The 17,399-nt window shown below is 67.6% G+C and carries 20 protein-coding genes; 8 read left to right on the top strand and 12 right to left on the bottom strand.

Translation table 11 applies throughout. The annotated features are described in order from the left end of the window. Positions 1-14: 14 nt before the first annotated feature. Entirely contained in the window at positions 15-515 is a 501-nt protein-coding gene (locus J0J01_RS16965; protein WP_296382638.1) for a CoA-binding protein, read from the bottom strand. A gap of 14 nt (positions 516-529) precedes the next feature. On the opposite strand from J0J01_RS16965, the gene J0J01_RS16960 reads away from it, so the two are divergent. Beyond that, positions 530-1,684 (top strand): NADH:flavin oxidoreductase/NADH oxidase, encoded by a 1,155-nt coding sequence (locus tag J0J01_RS16960; protein WP_296382637.1) that lies wholly within the window; start codon positions 530-532, stop codon positions 1,682-1,684. An 85-nt stretch (positions 1,685-1,769) separates the two neighbouring features. Then, positions 1,770-2,315: a peroxiredoxin gene (locus J0J01_RS16955; protein WP_296382635.1), complete on the top strand. Its 546-nt coding sequence runs from the start codon at positions 1,770-1,772 to the stop codon at positions 2,313-2,315. On the opposite strand, the gene J0J01_RS16950 is transcribed toward J0J01_RS16955, so the two are convergent. From J0J01_RS16950 to J0J01_RS16930, 5 genes are all read right to left on the bottom strand, one after another. Beyond that, positions 2,290-3,099: an ABC transporter permease gene (locus J0J01_RS16950; protein ID WP_296382633.1), complete on the bottom strand. Its 810-nt coding sequence runs from the start codon at positions 3,097-3,099 to the stop codon at positions 2,290-2,292. The genes J0J01_RS16955 and J0J01_RS16950 overlap by 26 nt on opposite strands. After that, positions 3,096-3,911, bottom strand: a complete 816-nt coding sequence (locus J0J01_RS16945) for an ABC transporter permease (protein ID WP_296382630.1) — start codon at positions 3,909-3,911, stop codon at positions 3,096-3,098. Before J0J01_RS16945 ends, J0J01_RS16950 begins: the two co-directional genes overlap by 4 nt. A gap of 85 nt (positions 3,912-3,996) precedes the next feature. Continuing rightward, positions 3,997-5,079, bottom strand: a complete 1,083-nt coding sequence (locus J0J01_RS16940; RefSeq protein ID WP_296382628.1) for an ABC transporter ATP-binding protein — start codon at positions 5,077-5,079, stop codon at positions 3,997-3,999. Between the two features lie 165 nt (positions 5,080-5,244). Next, positions 5,245-6,339 (bottom strand): ABC transporter substrate-binding protein, encoded by a 1,095-nt coding sequence (locus J0J01_RS16935; protein WP_296382627.1) that lies wholly within the window; start codon positions 6,337-6,339, stop codon positions 5,245-5,247. A gap of 12 nt (positions 6,340-6,351) precedes the next feature. Next, positions 6,352-7,668 carry an NtaA/DmoA family FMN-dependent monooxygenase gene (locus J0J01_RS16930; protein ID WP_296382625.1) on the bottom strand — a complete coding sequence of 439 codons (1,317 nt, stop codon included), beginning with the start codon at positions 7,666-7,668 and terminating at the stop codon, positions 6,352-6,354. Between the two features lie 140 nt (positions 7,669-7,808). Here J0J01_RS16930 and J0J01_RS16925 point away from each other — a divergent pair, with 140 nt between their 5' ends. Beyond that, positions 7,809-8,570: a class II aldolase/adducin family protein gene (locus tag J0J01_RS16925; protein WP_296382624.1), complete on the top strand. Its 762-nt coding sequence runs from the start codon at positions 7,809-7,811 to the stop codon at positions 8,568-8,570. Between the two features lies 1 nt (position 8,571). Here J0J01_RS16925 and J0J01_RS16920 read toward each other — a convergent pair whose 3' ends face one another. From J0J01_RS16920 to J0J01_RS16910, 3 genes are all read right to left on the bottom strand, one after another. Beyond that, positions 8,572-9,741, bottom strand: coding sequence for a multidrug effflux MFS transporter (locus J0J01_RS16920; protein ID WP_296382622.1), 1,170 nt, complete (start codon positions 9,739-9,741; stop codon positions 8,572-8,574). Then, the gene (locus tag J0J01_RS16915) at positions 9,738-10,193 is read right to left on the bottom strand and encodes a MarR family transcriptional regulator (RefSeq protein ID WP_296382620.1); all 456 of its coding nucleotides are present in this window, start codon (positions 10,191-10,193) and stop codon (positions 9,738-9,740) included. Before J0J01_RS16915 ends, J0J01_RS16920 begins: the two co-directional genes overlap by 4 nt. A gap of 90 nt (positions 10,194-10,283) precedes the next feature. Then, a complete protein-coding gene (locus J0J01_RS16910) occupies positions 10,284-11,084 on the bottom strand; it encodes an enoyl-CoA hydratase (RefSeq protein WP_296382618.1) in 801 nt (266 codons plus the stop codon). Positions 11,085-11,117: 33 nt separating this feature from the next. Here J0J01_RS16910 and J0J01_RS16905 point away from each other — a divergent pair, with 33 nt between their 5' ends. The 5 genes from J0J01_RS16905 (at position 11,118) to J0J01_RS16885 (ending at position 13,796) form a co-directional block, all read left to right on the top strand. Continuing rightward, positions 11,118-11,537 (top strand): PaaI family thioesterase, encoded by a 420-nt coding sequence (locus tag J0J01_RS16905; RefSeq protein WP_296382616.1) that lies wholly within the window; start codon positions 11,118-11,120, stop codon positions 11,535-11,537. A 119-nt stretch (positions 11,538-11,656) separates the two neighbouring features. Beyond that, positions 11,657-12,121: a 50S ribosomal protein L13 gene (gene rplM, locus J0J01_RS16900; RefSeq protein ID WP_296382615.1), complete on the top strand. Its 465-nt coding sequence runs from the start codon at positions 11,657-11,659 to the stop codon at positions 12,119-12,121. Beyond that, on the top strand, positions 12,121-12,603 hold the full coding sequence (gene rpsI, locus J0J01_RS16895) for a 30S ribosomal protein S9 (protein ID WP_296382612.1): 483 nt from the start codon (positions 12,121-12,123) through the stop codon (positions 12,601-12,603). The genes rplM and rpsI overlap by 1 nt, the downstream gene beginning before the upstream one ends. A gap of 63 nt (positions 12,604-12,666) precedes the next feature. Beyond that, entirely contained in the window at positions 12,667-13,251 is a 585-nt protein-coding gene (queE, locus tag J0J01_RS16890; protein WP_296382610.1) for a 7-carboxy-7-deazaguanine synthase, read from the top strand. After that, the gene (locus J0J01_RS16885) at positions 13,251-13,796 is read left to right on the top strand and encodes a gamma carbonic anhydrase family protein (protein ID WP_296382608.1); all 546 of its coding nucleotides are present in this window, start codon (positions 13,251-13,253) and stop codon (positions 13,794-13,796) included. The genes queE and J0J01_RS16885 overlap by 1 nt, the downstream gene beginning before the upstream one ends. Here the strand turns inward: J0J01_RS16885 and J0J01_RS16880 are convergent. Genes J0J01_RS16880 through J0J01_RS16870 form a run of 3 tightly spaced genes read right to left on the bottom strand, consistent with a single transcriptional unit; the run spans position 13,777 to position 17,308 of the window. After that, positions 13,777-14,751, bottom strand: coding sequence for a tripartite tricarboxylate transporter substrate binding protein (locus tag J0J01_RS16880; RefSeq protein WP_296382606.1), 975 nt, complete (start codon positions 14,749-14,751; stop codon positions 13,777-13,779). The genes J0J01_RS16885 and J0J01_RS16880 overlap by 20 nt on opposite strands. Next, the gene (locus J0J01_RS16875; protein WP_296382604.1) at positions 14,748-15,623 is read right to left on the bottom strand and encodes an aldolase/citrate lyase family protein; all 876 of its coding nucleotides are present in this window, start codon (positions 15,621-15,623) and stop codon (positions 14,748-14,750) included. The genes J0J01_RS16880 and J0J01_RS16875 overlap by 4 nt, the downstream gene beginning before the upstream one ends. Continuing rightward, a complete protein-coding gene (locus tag J0J01_RS16870) occupies positions 15,620-17,308 on the bottom strand; it encodes a winged helix-turn-helix domain-containing protein (protein ID WP_296382602.1) in 1,689 nt (562 codons plus the stop codon). The genes J0J01_RS16875 and J0J01_RS16870 overlap by 4 nt, the downstream gene beginning before the upstream one ends. Between the last annotated feature and the right edge of the window lie 91 nt (positions 17,309-17,399).

The following is a 17,399-nucleotide window of genomic DNA, read 5'->3' as shown; positions in this document are numbered from 1 at the left end:
CAGGACGACAGAAATCATAGCGCTCTCTTGCGGCTGCTGATCACGCCGCTTGCGATGCCATGCCATTCGATGGTGCCGGACAGGCGCGAATGCTCGATCTTGGGGCAGCGGTTCATGACGACCTTCAAACCGGCATCCTCGGCGCGCTTGGCGGCTGCGTCGTTGCGCACGCCGAGCTGCATCCAGACGACCTTGGCGCCGTGCTTGATGGCGTCGTCGGTGATCGGCCCGGCCGCCTCGGAGTTGCGGAAGATGTCGACCATGTCGGCCTTCTCCGGCAGCTCGGCGAGCGACCCATAGACCTTCTGGCCAAGGATCTCCTGGCCCGCCGCGGCCGGATTGACCGGTATGACCTTGTAGCCGCGGTCGAGCAGGTACTTCATGGCGAAATACGAGGGACGATTCCAGTTGGCCGACGCGCCGACCATGGCGATGGTCTTGGTCTCGCGCAGGATTCGACGCAGGTAGAGATCGTCATACCGGTCGTGAACGACCGCAGAACCGGGGGCGGGCATGGGAGGGATTATACATGGCGCCGTTGCTGTTTGAACCGATCCAGATTCGCGACGTGATGCTGAAGAATCGCGTCGTGGTGGCGCCCATGCACCAGTACGCCGCGGTCGAGGGCTTCGCCACCGATTGGCACCTGATGAACGCCGGCCGCTATGCCGCGGGCGGGGCGGGGCTGGTCATCATGGAATCGACCAAGGTCGAGCGCCGCGGCTGCGGCACGGTCGGCGATCTCGGCATCTGGGACGATCACTTCGTCCCGGGCCTCAAGCGCTGCGTCGACTTCATCCGCGAGCAGGGCTCGGTCGCCGGCATCCAGCTCGGCCATTCGGGCCGCAAGGCGCGGCGCTACCGGCCGTGGGAAAGCGGCGCGCCGCTGAAGCCCGCGGCCGACATCTGGAACTGGGAAGGCTGGGAGCTGGTCTCATCGAGCGCGCGCAATTCACCAGAGACCGATCCGACGCCACGTGCATTGACGCGTGAGGAGATTCCCGAGGTCATCGAGCGCTGGGGGCAGGCGGCGCGGCGCGCCAACGAAGCCGGCTTCGAGGTGCTCGATATCCATGGCGCGCACGGCTACCTGATCCATCAGTTCCTGTCGCCGTTCTCCAACCTGCGTAACGACGAATACGGCGGCAGCGAGCTCAACCGCATGCGCTTCTGCATCGAAATCGTAGAGAGCGTCCGCGCCCATTGGCCGGCGCACAAGCCGTTGTTCCTGCGCCTGTCGGTCGAGGACGATTCGGGCTGGGGCCCCGACCAGAGCGTGGCGCTGGCGAAGCTCGTGAAACCCAAGGGCATCGACGTGATCGATTGCAGCTCGGGCGGCATGCGCGGCTCGCCGGTGGTGAGTGCCGGCCCTGTCACCTACGGCTACCAGGTGCCTTACGCAGAGCGTCTGAAGCGCGACGCCGACATCATGAGCATGGCGGTCGGCCTGATCGTGCATGCCGACCAGGCCGAGCAGATCCTGCAGGACGGCCGCGCCGACCTGATCGCGCTCGCCCGCGAGCTTCTCTACAACCCGAACTGGCCGATGGATGCCGCGCAAAAGCTCGGCGTCGATAGACAGTTCGGGTCCGTACCGCCGCCGCAGGCCTACTGGCTGGCCAAACGTGCACAATCGGTGAAGAGCGTCGTGCCGTCGACTTACATGAAGGGGATCAACACCTGATAACGGTCACCGGCTCGTGACACGCCCGCGAGGAGCCGTGCGTCTATGATCGCGGCCGATTCGAGAACTCTGCGGAGGTGTGATCATGAAGCGACTTCTTTCGGCGGCTCTGCTTCTCGGCGCGATCGCGACGCCCGCGTTCGCCAACATGAAGGCCGGCGACAAGGCGCCCGATTTCACCGCCCAGGCGACGGTCGGCGGCGACGAGTTCACCTTCTCGTTGGCCGATGCCCTGAAGAAGGGGCCGGTGGTGCTCTACTTCTTCCCGAAGGCCTTCACCAAGGGCTGCACCGCCGAGGCGCACGAGTTCGCCGAGGCTGCGGCGCAGTTCAAGCAGGCCGGTGCGACGCTGATCGGCATGTCGGCCGACGACATCGGCACCCTGCACAAGTTCTCGACCCAGGAATGCTCGTCCAAGTTCCCGGTCGCGGCGGATCCCGACCTCAAGGTCATCAAGGCGTTCGATTCGGTGATGGTCAGCACCTCGTCGAAGGCGCTCAACATCTCCGACCGCGTCTCCTACGTGATCGGTCCGGACGGCAAGATCGCCTACGCCTTCGCCGACCGCAATCCCGACAAGCACGTCGAGAACACGCTGACCGCGGTCAAGGCGCTGACGAAGAAGCAGTAGTCCGGACCTGCTCGCTGCGCCGGCGCAGCAGATGCGCGCCGGCCATCAGCAGCACGGTCAGCGCGACAGTAAGGGTCGACACGGCGGCGATCGTGGGATCGATCTGGAAGCGAAGGTCGTCCCACATGCGCCGCGGCAGGGTGACCGCGCCGGAGCCCGACAGGAAGAGAGACACGACCAGCTCGTCGAACGAGCTGATGAAGGCGAACAGCGCGCCGACCAGCACGCCCGGCCGGATCAGGGGCAGGGTGACCTGGAAGAAGGTGGCGCGCGGCGTGGCGCCGAGGCTGAGGGCGGCCTGCTCGAGCCGGGGGTCGATGCCGGCCAGGCTGGCGCTGACGCTGGTCACGACGAACGGCACGGCGAGGCAGGTATGGGCCAGCACCATGCCGAATGGCGAGCCGACCAGGCCGTAGCGCGAGAAGGCGTAGTAGATCCCGATCGCGACCACGATCACCGGCACGATCAGCGGCGACAGGATCAGGCCGGTCACCGGCAGGCGCAGCGCGCGCGGTAGCCGCGCGATGCCGATCGCGGCGAGCGTGCCCAGAGTCGTCGAGAGGATGACCACCGCGCCCGCGACCCACAGGCTGAGCCAGGTCGGACGCAGCCAGTCGGCACTGCCGAAATAGGCCGCATACCATTTCAGCCCGAAGGCCGGCGGCGGGAAGGTGAGGTAGGTCGCCGACGAGAACGACACGATGACGACGACCAGGATGGGGAAGGCGAGGAACAGCAGGATCAGCCCGACCGCGATCGCCGGCAGGATGCGGTTGGCGGTCATCGCGCGTTCATCCGGAAGGCGCTGCGGATGCCGGGCAGGCGATAGCAGACGGCGATCAAGCCCAACGCCGTGGCGAGCAGCACGGCCGACAGCGTCGCGGCGTAGGCCCAGTTGAGCTGGTCGACCTGCTGGGAGATCAGCATCGACAGCGTGATCTCGCGCGGGCCGCCGACCATCGCCGGCGTGATGTAGAAGCCGAGCGCCAGCACGAACACCAGCAACATGCCGGCCGCGACGCCGGGCATGGAGAGCGGCAGCGTGACTTGCCGGAAGGTCGCGAAGGGCGAGGCGCCCAGGCCGGACGCCGCACGCGCCAGCGACGGATCGATCTGCCGCAGTGCGTTGGCGATCGGCAGGATCATGTAGGGCAGCAGGATGTGGGTCATCGCGATCTGGGTCGCGAGCGGCGTGTTGAGGATGCGCAGCGGCCGGTCGAGCAGGCCTGCCGCGAGCAGCGATTCGTTGATCAGGCCGTGGCGGCCCAACAGCACCATCCAGGCGTAGCTGCGCACCAGAACGCTGGTCCAGAACGGCAGCAGGATGAGGATCAGGATCACCGGCGCCCACTTGGGCGCGCGCACCAGGGCCAGCGCCACCGGGTAGCCCATCAGCAGGGTACCGACGGTGACGATCAACGAGGTAACGAGGGTGTTCCAGAAGACCTTGAGGAACACCGGATCGTCGGGGAGGGCGGCGTAGTTGGCGACCGTCCAGGTCGGATCGGAGACGCTGCGCATCAGCATCGACACGACCGGCACGGCGTAGAAGGCCAGCATGAACAGCACCAGCGGTGCCGTCAGCAGAAGAGGCATCGGATTCATCGTCTTCTGGACCGCGCGCATCCCTGCGCGCCTCATGAGTGCGTTGGAAGCGCGCGGTCCGGAAGAGATGGCGGCCTCAGACAAGGATCGTGTCCGCGACGGACCAGGCGATCTCGACCCGCTCGCCGACGGCGCGGCGGCGGATCGCGGCGCTCGACGGCTCCTTGAGCACCACCGACGTCCCGTCGCCCGCCTGCAGCATGTAGCGGCAGCGCTCGCCGGCGAACACCGCTTCGGTCACCGTGACGCTGAGGCGATTGTGCGCCGGGTCGCAGCCGTTGTCGGCGAAGCGCAGGCGTTCGGGCCGCGTGGTCACCATCACCTTGTCGCCGGTCGCCGGCCGGCCGGGGCAGACGGCGCGGATCGTGGCGCCCTGGCAGTCGGCGACCACGACGCCATTTTCCAGGCCGCGCACCGTCGCCGGCAGGAAGTTGGATTCGCCGATGAACGAGGCGACGAACCGGCTCTGAGGGCGATCGTAGAGGTCTTCCGGCGCGCCGATTTGCGCCACCAACCCCTCGTTCATGACGGCGATGCGGTCCGACATGGTGAGGGCTTCTTCCTGATCGTGCGTCACGTAGATGAAGGTGATGCCGAGATCGGCGTGCAGGCGGCGCATCTCGAGCTGCAGGTTCTCCCGGAGCTGCTTGTCGAGCGCGCCCAGCGGCTCGTCCATCAAGAGCAGCCGCGGCTTGAAGACGATGGCGCGAGCCAGCGCCACGCGCTGCTGCTGGCCGCCCGAGAGCTGGCGCGGATAGCGGCCGCCGTAGCCCGGCAGATGCACCAGCTCGAGCGCCTCGCCGACCAGCCGCGCGCGCTCGTCCTTCGCCACGCCGCGCTGCTTCAGCGGGAAGCCGATGTTCTCGGCGACCGTCAGGTGCGGGAACAGCGCGTAATTCTGGAACACCATGCCGATGTTGCGCCGGTAGGGCGGCATGGCGACCACCGACTGGCCGTCGATCGCGATGTCGCCGCCAGTCGGCATCTCGAAGCCCGCGATCATCATCAGGGTCGTGGTCTTGCCCGAGCCGCTGGGGCCGAGCAGGGTCAGGAACTCGCCCGAGCGGATGTCGAGCGAGACGCCGGCGACGGCGGCGACGCTGCCGTAGCTCTTCTCGAGGTCGCTGAGCGCGACCGAGGCGCCCTGGACACCGTTCATCGACACGAACCCGCACCCCTCATCCTAAGGAGGCGCGCGCAGCGCGGCGTCTCGAAGGATGGGAACACGCATCTTGGTTGTTGCCCATCCTTCGAGACGCGCTCCTGCGGAGCGCTCCTCAGGATGAGGGGGGCGGGGTTGGGTGGGATCATCGCGGAAGAACCGCTAGCTCAGCAGCCACTTGTTGAACTTCGGGATCACCACCTCACGGTTGGCGATCCACCAATCGTAGTTGTAGTTGACCAGGTTCTTCTTGATGTCCGGCGAACTCGGCAGGACGGTCTGGCGCTCCGGCGGGATGTACTTGTTCGACTCGACGTTGACCGAGCCGTAGGGGATGCCGAGCGCGATGCGCGCCTGCGGGATCGCCATCGTCGAGTAGGCGACGAACTTCAGCGCATTGGCCTTGTTCTTGGCGCCCTTGGGGATGCCCCAGGCATCGCGCTTGAGCAGGCCCTGGTTCCACGAGATTTGCGCCGGCACGCCGGCCGCCTGCAGCGCCGCCATGCGGCCGTTCCAGACGGTGGTCATGGTGACCTCGCGGTCGGTGAGGAGCTGGATCGGCACCGCGCCGGTGTCCCACCACTTCACCACGTCCTTCTTGATCTTGCCGTAGCTCGCGAGCGCCTTGTCGACGTCGAGCGGATAGAGCTGGTCGGGCGGCACGCCCGCCGCCATCAGCGCGAACTCCATCTCCGGCCAGCCGCCCGAGCCGGTGCCGTACATCGCGCGCTCGCCGGGGAACTTCCTGGTGTCCCAGAAGTCGGCCCAGCTCGCCGGCGCGGCCCCCTTGAAGGCATCGGTGCGGTAGGCCAGCACCTGCGCCCATACCAGCATCTCGAGGCCGTATTCGAAGCGGTATTCCTTGCCGACGCCGTCGTCGACGAGCGAGTAGTCGATCTTCTCGAAGTAATCGCCCATCTTTTGCAGGTTCATGATCGAGCCGCGGCTGAGCTGCGCCATGTCCCATTCGACGTTGCCGGTCTCGACCATCGCCTTGATCTTGGTCGGGTCGGAGCCGGGGAAGGCGCGTACCTTGATGCCGGTCGCCTTCTCGAACGGCTCGAAGTAGGCCTTGGTCTGGGTCTCCTGCATGGTGCCGCCGAAAGTGGCGATGCGCACTTCGCCGGTGCCCTTGAGGATGTCCGGCACCGACGTCTGCTCGGGCCAGGCGGCCTGCGCAAAGCTCGGTCGGATGAACGGCGCGGCGAGGCCCGCTCCCAGCAGGCCCAACGCTGCACGACGCGATGATTTGCGCATGAGGTCCCCCAATCAGAAGGCGAGAAGATTGTCCCTGAAGTGCTTGTGCTCGTAGGCCTTGCGCACCAGGCCGCGGTCCTGAAGGGCGGGGATCAGCCCGTCCTCGATCTCGGCCAGGGTGCGGCGGTTGACGTTGGGCATGGAGAACAGGAAGCCGTCGCCGCCGACCTCCGCCATGACCTCGCCCATGCGCGCGGCGACCGACTCGCAGGTGCCGCAGAGCTCGATCGACAGGTCGACGGCGTTGAAGCTCGCCATGGTCTGGCGGATCGAGCGCCCCTTCGCCATGGCGCGGAACTGCTCGAGGTTGAGCTGGTGGCCGTTGGTGGTGACGTGATCGGGCAGCGGCTTGTCGAGGTCGAACTGGCCGAAGTCGATGTTGGTGACCTTGCCGAAATGAGCGAGGCGCTGCTCGATGTGCCTGTCGGCAAGGCACTGCCGCTGCTTCTTGCGCTCCAGCGCGTCGGCCTCGGTGTCGCCGATGATCGGATTGATCAGGAACAGGACCTTGCACTGGCTGGGATCGCGGCCGGCCGCCTTCATGTGCTTGTGCACGTCCTCGCGATAGGCGCGCATCGCCTCGACGCCCTTGGCGTTGACGACGATGGTCTCGGCATGGGCGGCGGCGAACTTGCGGCCGCGCGGCGAGCCGCCGGCCTGGGCGATCACCGGCTGGCCCTGCGGAGCCGGGCCCGAGTTCAGCGGGCCGCGCGTGCTGAAGTACTTGCCCTGGAAGTTCACGCCATGGACCTTGGTGTGGTCGACCAGGATGCCGTTCTGGCGATCGGCGACGATCGCGCCGGGCTCCCACGAGCCCCACAGCTTGCGCACCACGTCCATGTATTCGTCGGCCATGTCGTAGCGCGTGTCGTGCTCGGGCATGCCCTGCATGCCGAAGTTCATGGCGGCGAAGTCCGAGCTGCCGGTGACGGCGTTCCAGCCGATACGGCCGCCCGACACCTGGTCGAGCGTCGCGACGAGGCGGGCCAACAGGTAGGGGTGATAGGCGTATGTTCCGAAAGTCGGCACGATGCCGATCTTCGACGTCACCTGGGTCATCAGCGCCGCGACCACCGACGGATCCTGCCGCGGCACCGCGATGGCGTTCTTCAGGTAGATCTCGGTCGAGCCGCCGAAGCTCTCGCCGACATACGACGAGTCCTCGAGCAGGATGTAGTCGAAGCAGGCACGCTCGAGGCTGCGCGCCATGTCGAGGAACAGGTCGGGCTGCTGCCAGCTCGTGCCGATGTGCCCGGTCCATTGCTCGCCCCAGGCCTGCACGCTGGAGCCCTGTAAAAACCACGCAAGGTGGAACGGTTTGGCCGCCACGATTCTCTCCACTCGATTGGGAACAAGGACGCAAATACCGTGCCGAGGAACGCACGCGGCCGGCCTTGCTGCGAAGGCCGCGAACTTGCCCTAGTATGCGCCTTTCGCGGGCGCAGCACAGCACAGCACAGGAGCGGACGATGGATACGGTGGTGGGCAATGCGATCGGGGTGAGCGAGGCCGAGTGGCAGGCGCGAGTCGATCTCGCGGCGCTCTATCGGATTTGCGATTTTCTCGGCTGGACCGACCTGATCGACACGCACATGTCGGTGCGCGTGCCGGGCGAGTCGACCGCGTTCCTCATCAATCACTACGAAGAGAACTTCGACGAGATCACGGCGTCGAGCCTGATCAAGATGGATATCGACGGCAAGGTGATCGGCAAGCAGGGCCGCTACAACGCCGCCGGCTTCACCATCCATAGCGGCATCTACAAGGCGCGGGCCGACGTGAACTGCGTCATGCACACCCACACGCGGGCGGGCGGCGCGGTGTCGCTGCTGAAGAAGGGCCTGCGCCCGATCAGCCAGGACGCGCTCAGCGTCTACGACGACATCGTCTATCACGACTACGGCGTGCCGGCGACGGTCGAGGAGTGCGAGGAGCTCGGCAAGACCTGCCAGAAGGGCGGCCACGTCATCCTGCACAATCACGGCCTGCTGACCGCGGCGCCGACCCTGCCGGGCGCGCTGCGCGGCCTCTACATGCTGGAGCGCGCCTGCGAGCTCGAGCTGCTGTCGCGCCAACTCGGCGAGGAGCCGATGATGATCGACGACTACATCATCGCCCGCGCCGCCCAGCGCATGAAGCAGCTCCGGTCGGATCCCGGCTTCGGCGTCGTCTACTTCGAGGCGCTGAAGCGCCAGGTCGAGAAGAAGGGCGGGACCGACTGGGCGCAGTGAGCTAGGTCGCGGCCGGCCGGTAGCGCAGCGCGATCCAGAACGAGGCCTGGCCGATCACGCCCGCCGCCGCGAGGATGATGGCGGCGGTCAGCGCCGGATCGCCGCCCAGGCCGACCAGCGCGGTGCACAAGGCACCGACGCCCATCTGCGAGAAGCCGTAGAGGCCCGAGGCCGAGCCGATGACGTGCGGGTTGACGCTGATCGCTTGCGTCAGCGCCGCCGGCGAGGCGATGCCGGCCCCCATACCGAACACGAACATCGGCCCGATCGCCAGCAGCACGGTGAGGTGGTGCGAGAGCACCGCGCCGAGGAACACCATCGCAGCGGCGACGCTCACCAGGTTTGCCGAGACGGCGAGCCGATGGATCGGCAGATGTGGGATCAGCCGCGTGGCGAGCATGCTGCCGATCCAGACGCCGGCCATCAGGATCGCTGGGTAGATGCCGACTTCGTAGTCCGGCCGGCCGAGCTGGTGGGCGAAGATGAAGGGCGAGACGCTGATGAAGGCATACATCGACGTCGTTGCGCAGCCGCCGCCGATCGCGAAGCCCAGGAAGGCCCGCGAGGTCAGCAGCTTGCCGTAGTTGCGGGCGAGGCCTCCGATCTTCGCACCGCTCCTCGCGGCATGGCTCTCGGGCAGCAGCAACAGCGCGAACAGCAGATTGAGCGCCCCGAGCAGTGTCAGCACGTAAAAGATCGAGCGCCAGCCGAGCGCTGTCGCCAGCGCGCCACCCATCAGCGGCGCCAGGCCCGGCCCGAGCACGACCATCAGGTTCATCGTCGCGAGCCGGCGCGCGGCATCCTGGGGCAGGGCGGTGTCGCGCACGATGGCGCGGCCGATCACCATGCCGGCGCAGCCGCCAAGCGCCTGCAGGAGACGCGCTACGATCAGGTGATGCACGTCACCGACGAAGCAGGCCGCCAGGCCGGCCACGGTATAGAGCACGAGCCCAGCGACCAGCACCGGCCGCCGGCCGTAACGATCCGATAGCGGGCCGTAGGCGAGTTGCCCCACCGCGAGGCCGAAGATGTAGACGCTCATGGTGAGCTGCATCTCGCCGATGCTGGCGCCGAGCGCCCGCGCGGCCTCGGGCAACGCCGGCACGAAGATGTGCATGGCGAGCGTGCCGGAGAAGGTGATCAGGGTGAGGAGCCAGAGCGGGGCGGTCACGCCATGGGCTCCCCGGCCGGATCGAGCGCGCGGCTGACATGCTCCAGCACGCGGATCGCGGTCTCGATGTCCTTGTCGCTGAGGCCGGCGAGCGCGTCGGTGCGGACCTTGCGCGCCGCCGTCTCGACCTTGTCGGCGATCGCCCGGCCGCGCGGCGTCAGCACGATGATCTTGGCGCGGCGGTCCTCGCCCTCGCGGCGTTCGACCAGGCCGGCCGCCTCGAGATTGTCGAGGAGCCGAACCACCGACGAATTGTCGACGAACAGCGAGGCGGCGAGATCCTTCTGCCGCGGCGGCGTCGGCGCGCGGGCGATGCGGATCAGCGGCAGCCAGGTCGCCTCGGTGAGATCGTAGGGCTGCAGCCGGAGATCGGCGGCGCGCCGCCATTGGCGATAGGTGCGGGACAGCAGCGCGCCGAACGCCGCGCGACTGGCTTGGGGGCGAGAGGCCATGCCCGGCTAATAGATGATACGACAATAGATGACAAGTCATCTAAATAAATGAAGCGATCGACGGGATTCGCACGGCGCCTGCCGTGAGGCTCAGCGGCCCTGCCAGTCGGGCTTGGGCTTCTTGTTGACGAAAGCGTCGATGCCGGCCTTGGCATCCTCGCTTTGCAGGGCGCCGGCCATGAAGTTGGTGGCGTAGGAATAGGCGTGCGGCAGGTCCATCTCCATGTGGCGGTGGAACATGGTCTTGCCGGTGGCGATCTGGTGCGGCGGCTGATCGGCGATGTGCCGGGCGAGCGCCAGCGTCTCCGAGTCGAGCTGGTCGGGCGCCACCACGCGGCTCACCAGGCCGTCGCGCAGGGCCGCCTCGGCGTCGATCGCCTGGCCGGTGAACAGCATGTCGAGCGCGCGCTTCTTGCCGACATTGCGGCCGACCGCCACCGACGGCGTGCCGCAGAACAGGCCGTTGTTGATGCCCGAGGTGGCGAAGGTCGCGCTGCTCGACGCGACCGCGAGGTCGCAGGCGGCGACCAGCTGGCAGCCCGCCGCCGTCGCCAGCGCCTGGACCTTGGCGATCACCGGCTGCGGCAGGCGGTTGATCGACAGCATCATCTCCGAGCAGCGGGTCAGCAGGTCGTGATGGACGGCGTAGTCGCTGCTCGACGCCACCTCGCGCAGGTCGTGGCCGGTCGAGAAGGCGCGGTCGCCCTTGGCCTCGACGATCACGCAGCGGATCGCCTTGTCCTTCTCGAGCTTGTCGAATTCCGCCTGCAGCGCGTCTATAAGCTCGCCCGACAGGGCGTTCATGGCGTGCGGGCGGTTGAGCGTGAGGACCGCGATGGGCCCGTCGTCGCGCCTGAGCAGGACCGGTTCGTTCGGGGGAGCAGCAGTCATGGCGCAAGCTTACGCGGAGCAGAGGGGGGCGTCATGCCGGTGATGACGCCGGACGACCTGCATCGGTTCCTCAAGGAGGAGTTCCCGCAGGCGCCGCCGGGTATCAGCGTCGACAGCGTCGACGACACCACGATCCGCGTCCGCCAGGTGACGGAGGACAGGCATCTGCGGCCGGGCGGCACGATCTCCGGCCCGACCCTGATGGCCATGGTCGATTGCGGCTTCTACCTGCTGCTGCTCGCCCGCCTGGGGCCGGTGGCGATGGCGGCGACGACCAACCTCAACATCAATTTCATGCGCAAGCCCGATCCCGGCCATCTGGTGGGCGAGGGGCGGTTGCTGAAGCTCGGCAAGACCCTGGCGGTCGGCGACTTCACCATCTGGAACGAGGGCGAAAAGGACCCCGTGGCGCATGCCACGGTGACCTATTCGATCCCGCCGAAGCGTCAATGACTTGAGACACGGTATTATGATACCGTAAATCCAAGCCATTGTAATTCCGTCATAATTTTTGGCCATTTGACAACCGTACGGCGCGCCCCTAGAAGCGCCGCCTCACGGAAGAAAGAGCCATGAAAACCCTTAGCCTCAAGACTGCCGACGTGCAGAAGAAGTGGGTGCTGATCGACGCCGACGGGCTGGTCCTCGGCCGCCTCGCCTCGATCATCGCCCTGCGCCTGCGCGGCAAGCACAAACCGACCTTCACCCCCCATATCGACTGCGGCGACAACATCGTCGTGATCAACGCCGAGAAGGTCCGCCTGACGGGCCGCAAGGCGGAGCGGGAGGTTTTCTACTACCACACCGGCCATCCCGGCGGCATCAAGGGCGAGACCCTGGGCAAGCGCCTCGAGGGCCGCTTTCCCGAGCGCGTCATCGAGAAGGCCGTCGAGCGCATGATCACCCGCGGGCCGCTCGGCCGTCAGCAGATGAAGAACCTGCGCGTCTACAAGGGTCCCAAGCACGACCAGGAGGCGCAGCAGCCCGAGAAGCTGGATGTCGCCGCGATGAACCGCAAGAATTCGAGGATCGGCTAATGGCTACCGAACTTTCGTCGTTTGCCGAGCTGAAGAAGGCTCCCATTGCCGGCATCCAGGCGCCCGCCGCGGAGCGCCAGAAGGAAGTCGACGCCCAGGGCCGCGCCTACGCCACCGGCCGGCGCAAGAACGCCGTCGCCCGCGTCTGGGTGAAGCCCGGCACCGGCAAGATCACCGTCAACGGCCGCGACCAGAAGGTCTACTTCGCGCGTCCGACCCAGCAGATGGTCATCCAGCAGCCGTTCGACGTCAGCCAGCGCAACGGCCAGTTCGACGTGATCGCCACCGTCTCGGGCGGCGGCCTGTCGGGCCAGGCGGGTGCGGTGCGCCACGGCATCGCCCAGGCGCTGTCGAAGTTCGAGCCGGCGCTGCGCGGTGCAATGAAGTCGAGCGGCTTCCTGACCCGCGACAGCCGCGTCGTCGAGCGCAAGAAGTACGGCCGGGCCGGCGCCCGCCGCCGCTTCCAGTTCTCGAAGCGCTAACCGAAGCGTCATATACTGTTCGGGGGGGCGCCGCAGGGCGCCCTTCGTTTTGGTGGCGATCGCATGAGTTACGCCGTCAAGGAGATCTTCAAGACGCTGCAGGGCGAGGGCGCACAGGCCGGTCGCCCGGCGGTGTTCTGCCGCTTCGCCGGCTGCAATCTCGCCTGCGATTTCTGCGACACCGACTTCACCGGCGGCGACAGCTTCGCTACGGCGGCGGCGCTGGCCGATGCGATCGAACAGGTCTGGCAGGGCGCGCGCGAGCATGGCTTCGTGGTGCTGACCGGCGGCGAGCCGTTGCTGCAGGTCGATGCTGCGCTGATCGAGCAGTTGCACGGGCGCGGCTTCGAGATTGCGATCGAGACCAACGGCATGTTCGACGCGCCGGCCGGCATCGACTGGCTGTGCGTCAGCCCCAAGAGCATCGACGGCCTCAAGCTCCAGCGCGGCGACGAGCTGAAGCTGGTCTATCCGCAGGACGATGTGCCGCCGGAGGCTTTCGCGCATCTGCCATTCCGCCGCTTCTCGCTGCAGCCGATGGACGGGCCGGCCCTCGCCGACAATACCGCCCGCGCCATCGCCTATTGCCTCGCCCATCCACAATGGCAGCTCAGCCTGCAAACGCACAAGTATCTGGGGATTCGTTGATGTCCGGCCTGATCGTCCCGCACAAGGGCTTCGTGCCCAAAGTCGACCCGACGGCGTTCATCGCCGCCAACGCGACCTTGGTCGGCGACGTCGAGATCGCCGCCAACGCCAGCATCTGGTTCGGCTGCATCCTGCGCGGCGACGGTCCGGGCATCCGGGTCGGCGAGAACTCCAACCTGCAGGACGGCACGGTCGTCCATGTCGCGGCGCGCGGCCTGATGACGGTCGTCGGCAGGGACGTCACGGTCGGCCACATGGTGCTGCTGCATGCCTGCGAGGTGCAGGACGGCGCCTTCGTCGGCATGCATTCGACGGTGCTCGACGGCGCCGTGATCGAGAGCCGCGCCATGGTCGCTGCCGGCGCCCTGATCCCGCCCGGCAAGATCGTGCGAACCGGCGAGCTGTGGGCCGGCAACCCCGGACGCAAGCTGCGCGACCTGACCGAGAAGGACTACGAGACCTTCAAGCGCATCGCCGCAGGCTACGTGAAGCTCGCCGAGTCCTACGAGCCGGACGTCGTTGCCGTCAGGGCGGCAGCAGATTGAGCCGCCTCAGCAGCTCGCGCTCCTCGTCGTAGGTCTTGGCCATGGCGTCGCGATAGGCGTCGCCGTCGAGCAGCAGCAGGGGCTGGTCCATATTGTCGAGAAACTCGAGGTGCTTGGGTTCCTGCGCGGCGGCGCGGAAGGCGTCGGCCAGGACCTTCACAGTGGCCGGATCCATGCCCTTGGGCCCGACCAGGCCGCCGGGGCTGTCGACCACCACGTCGATGCCGAGCTCCTTCACCGTCGGGGCGTCAGGGAAGCGCTTGGCGCGCACCGCGGTAAACACGGCGAGCAGGCGCAGCTTGCCGGCCTGCACCATCGGCGCCCAGCCCGACGCTTCCGACGCGAAGTCGATCTCGCCGCCCAGCAGGGCACGCAAGGTGTCGGCTGTGCCGCGATAGGGCGCGTGCGTCCAGAGGAGGCCGCCCTGCTGGATGCCGACGCGCTCCATGGCGAGCTGCTGCGTCGAGCCGATACCCAGCGTGCCGTAGTTCAGCTTGCCGGGGTTGGCCTTGGCATAGGCCAGCAGCTCCGGCAGCGTCTTCCACGGCGCGTCGGCGCGCACCACCACGCCCATAACGTAGCCGGTGATCTGCAGGATATAGGTGAGGTCGCGGATCGGATGATAGGTCAGCGACTTGTTGAGCAGCGGCTGGCGCACCACGCTCATATGCATCTGCGAGACGGTGTAGCCGTCGGGCTTCTCGTTCTGCAGCGCCGTCGCGCCCAGCACGCCCGAGGCCCCGGCCTTGTTGTCGATCACCACCGGCTGGCCGAACTTCTTCGCGACCGATTCGCCCAGGATGCGGAAGCCGGCATCGGCCGGGCCGCCGGCCGCCCACGGCACGATCAGCTTGATCGCATGATCGGGGAACTTGCTTTGACCCCTGGTAGCGACAGGAGCAGCGAAGGGTAGGGAAGTCGCACCGACAAGGGCGCTGCGTCTCGTGATCTTCATTTCGCGACAGTCTTCCATGACGCAGCGCGCGCCAGAAGCCGCCGGGCGCGCTCGACCACCGGCAGGTCGACCATGCTGCCCTCGAAGGCCACGGCTCCGGCGCCGCTTGCCTCGAAGGCGGCGATCAGCCGTTGCGCGCGATCGAGCGCCTCGGCCGAGGCGCCGTACTCCTCGTTGATGATCGGCACATGCGCCGGATGGATGCACGAGGCCGTGGTGAAGCCCAGCGCCCGGCCGCGCTTCAACCCGGCGCGGTACGACTCGAGATCGTCGATCTTGGCGAGCTGGCCCATCGAGCCCATCGGCAGGATGCCGGCCGTGCGGCAGGCCGCCAGCCCCATCATGGCGTGGACGTACATGCTGTCGGCGGAAGGGATCGCGCCGAGCTCGGTCGCCATGTCCTCGCCGCCGACCGACATGCCGGCCATGCGCGGCTCCGCAGCGATGGCGTAGAGATGGGGCAGAGCCGCCGGCGATTCGATCAGCGCCAGGAAGCGGGTATGGCCGATCTCCATGCCCAGCGCCTCCTCGCGCGCCGTCACCAGCTCCGCGAGCAGCCGCACGTGCTCGGGCCCCATGACCTTGGGCAGCATCAGCGCCGCAACGCCGGGCATGACCGAGGCGGCGATGTCCGGCACGGTCAGCTCGAGCGGCCGGTTGATGCGCACCACGACATCCGCGCCCTTCTGGGCGACACGCGGCACGGCGGCGGCGATCGCGGCGCGCGCCTCGACCTTCTGGCTGGGCAGGATGGAGTCCTCGAGGTCGAGGATGATCGCGTCGGCGCCACGTTCGTGCGCCTTGGCGAGAAAGCGTTCCGAGATCACCGGCACGAAGAGCAGCGAGCGCCATGAGGGCAAGGATCGGGTCATGACGCCATCCGTCCGTCGAGCTTGAGGGTGCGCAGGATATCCTGAAAGCGCGGAGTGTTGTGCAGCGGACGGAAGCACGGATTTTGTCCGGTGAAACAGAGGTAGGTGGTGCGCGACCGGATGCAGTGCTCGAGCGCATCGAGCGCCCGGCCCGAATCGCCGGCGACTACCCATTGCATCGCCGCGCCCTCCCAGCGGTTGGTGCGTTCGAGCAGGGCGATCCACACCTCCATCGCTGCCCGCCAGCTTTCGGTGCGCGCCACCACCTCGACGTGGTCGGCAAGGCCCTGGCCGACGGCCAGGCCGCGCAGCGTCGCTAGGCGCTCGGCCATCGCCTCGTCGCGGCGGCCGAGCTGGTCGAGGATCATCATGCGCCCGTAGTGGACGCGTGGCGTGTCCTCGATCTTCAGGCTGGCATCCACGGCGTCGAGAGCGCGCTCGGCTTGCCCCGCCATCCAGTAGACGATGGCGAGATGCTGCAGCGTCTCGACGTGGCGCGGGTCGAGCTTGCGCGCCTGCTCCATCGCCTCGATCGCCTCGTTGTGGCGGCCCATCGCGCTCAGGAACTGGCCGAAGGCGCCGAGCGCCTCGACCGAGCTGCCGTTGAGGGCAACGGCATGGGCGAGATCGGCCTCGGCGCCCTCCCAATCCCAGTCGTATTCCATCTTGACCCGGCCCTGCACGGCCCACGCCTCGGCCAGACTCTCGTCGAGGGCGAGCGCGCGCTCCGCCGCCTGGCGCGCCAGCGGCATCGCCTCATCGGCCGGCAGCGGCCGCAGCATCGCCGTCGACGCCATCAGCAGATAGGTCGAGCCCAGACCGGCATGGGCCATCGCATAGCCGGGATCGAGCGCCAGCGCCTGCTCGAACAGGGCGTGGGCCTTCAGCAGAGGCAGCCGCGTGAACGGCTTGAGATGGGCGCGCGCCTGGAGCTGAAGGAAATAGGCCTCGGCCGCGCGCGGACGGTAGCTGTGCAGGTCGACATCCGAGGTGTCCGGCAGCGAGGCCGCGACCCAGGTGGCGATCTCGTCCTGCAACGCCGCGCCGTTTGCCGGCGACTGCTCGAAGCGCTCGCTGCGCCGGGTGCAACCGCTCTCGACGTCGATCAGGCGGGCAGTGACCTGCAGCCGCTCGGCGTTGCGCTGCACTGCGCCCTCCAGCAGATGGCCCGCGCCCAGCACGCGCGAGGCCTCGACATCCTCGACGGCGCCGACCGATGCCACGCTGAGGCCGCGGACGGTGCCCAGCGCTGTGCTCACCGCGTCGGCGATGCCGATGCCGAGGTAGCCGTCGTCTTCATCGAGGCTGCCGGTCGAGAAGGGCCGCACCGCCAGCATCCTGGACTCGGCCGCAGGCACGACCTGCGCCGGCCGATCGGCGTCCGACAGGGCACGCACGGGCACGGTCAGGCGATAGCCGGCGCGCGCCACCGTCTCGATGAACGCGCCGTCGCCCAAAGCCTTGCGCAGGGTCGACATGTGGACGGTGAGCGTGCGGTCCTCGACCACGACATTGGGCCACAGCTTCACGCGAAAGGCCTCGTGCAGGACCAGGCGGCCGCCGGCCTCGACCAGCATCAGCAGGATCTGCCACGCCTTTGCCGGCACGGCGACCCGTCGTCCGTCGCGTGTCAGGCGGCGCTCGGCGGGATCGAGGACAAACGGGCCAAACGAATACACGGGCATGTCGTTGTACGTATTTCTCCATACGCCAGGCTGCGCGGCCAATGCAATCAGCGCCGGTCCATGCTCCTATGGCGCCCGATCAAAGAGGTCG

It is taken from the genome of Reyranella sp. (genome assembly GCF_017305915.1).
Taxonomy (GTDB): domain Bacteria; phylum Pseudomonadota; class Alphaproteobacteria; order Reyranellales; family Reyranellaceae; genus Reyranella.
This window is presented reverse-complemented; position numbering and strand designations above follow the sequence as displayed.

Excerpts from the sequence above, each read along its gene's own strand:
- J0J01_RS16905 (WP_296382616.1), top strand. The coding sequence starts at position 11,118 with ATGCCGGTGATGACGCCGGACGACCTGCATCGGTTCCTCAAGGAGGAG.
- J0J01_RS16960 (WP_296382637.1), top strand. The coding sequence starts at position 530 with ATGGCGCCGTTGCTGTTTGAACCGATCCAGATTCGCGACGTGATGCTG.
- J0J01_RS16880 (WP_296382606.1), bottom strand. The coding sequence starts at position 14,751 with ATGAAGATCACGAGACGCAGCGCCCTTGTCGGTGCGACTTCCCTACCC.
- J0J01_RS16955 (WP_296382635.1), top strand. The coding sequence starts at position 1,770 with ATGAAGCGACTTCTTTCGGCGGCTCTGCTTCTCGGCGCGATCGCGACG.
- J0J01_RS16870 (WP_296382602.1), bottom strand. The coding sequence starts at position 17,308 with ATGCCCGTGTATTCGTTTGGCCCGTTTGTCCTCGATCCCGCCGAGCGC.
- rpsI (WP_296382612.1), top strand. The coding sequence starts at position 12,121 with ATGGCTACCGAACTTTCGTCGTTTGCCGAGCTGAAGAAGGCTCCCATT.
- J0J01_RS16945 (WP_296382630.1), bottom strand. The coding sequence starts at position 3,911 with ATGCCTCTTCTGCTGACGGCACCGCTGGTGCTGTTCATGCTGGCCTTC.
- queE (WP_296382610.1), top strand. The coding sequence starts at position 12,667 with ATGAGTTACGCCGTCAAGGAGATCTTCAAGACGCTGCAGGGCGAGGGC.
- J0J01_RS16885 (WP_296382608.1), top strand. The coding sequence starts at position 13,251 with ATGTCCGGCCTGATCGTCCCGCACAAGGGCTTCGTGCCCAAAGTCGAC.
- J0J01_RS16875 (WP_296382604.1), bottom strand. The coding sequence starts at position 15,623 with ATGACCCGATCCTTGCCCTCATGGCGCTCGCTGCTCTTCGTGCCGGTG.
- J0J01_RS16935 (WP_296382627.1), bottom strand. The coding sequence starts at position 6,339 with ATGCGCAAATCATCGCGTCGTGCAGCGTTGGGCCTGCTGGGAGCGGGC.
- J0J01_RS16950 (WP_296382633.1), bottom strand. The coding sequence starts at position 3,099 with ATGACCGCCAACCGCATCCTGCCGGCGATCGCGGTCGGGCTGATCCTG.
- J0J01_RS16915 (WP_296382620.1), bottom strand. The coding sequence starts at position 10,193 with ATGGCCTCTCGCCCCCAAGCCAGTCGCGCGGCGTTCGGCGCGCTGCTG.
- J0J01_RS16965 (WP_296382638.1), bottom strand. The coding sequence starts at position 515 with ATGCCCGCCCCCGGTTCTGCGGTCGTTCACGACCGGTATGACGATCTC.
- rplM (WP_296382615.1), top strand. The coding sequence starts at position 11,657 with ATGAAAACCCTTAGCCTCAAGACTGCCGACGTGCAGAAGAAGTGGGTG.
- J0J01_RS16925 (WP_296382624.1), top strand. The coding sequence starts at position 7,809 with ATGGATACGGTGGTGGGCAATGCGATCGGGGTGAGCGAGGCCGAGTGG.
- J0J01_RS16910 (WP_296382618.1), bottom strand. The coding sequence starts at position 11,084 with ATGACTGCTGCTCCCCCGAACGAACCGGTCCTGCTCAGGCGCGACGAC.
- J0J01_RS16940 (WP_296382628.1), bottom strand. The coding sequence starts at position 5,079 with ATGAACGGTGTCCAGGGCGCCTCGGTCGCGCTCAGCGACCTCGAGAAG.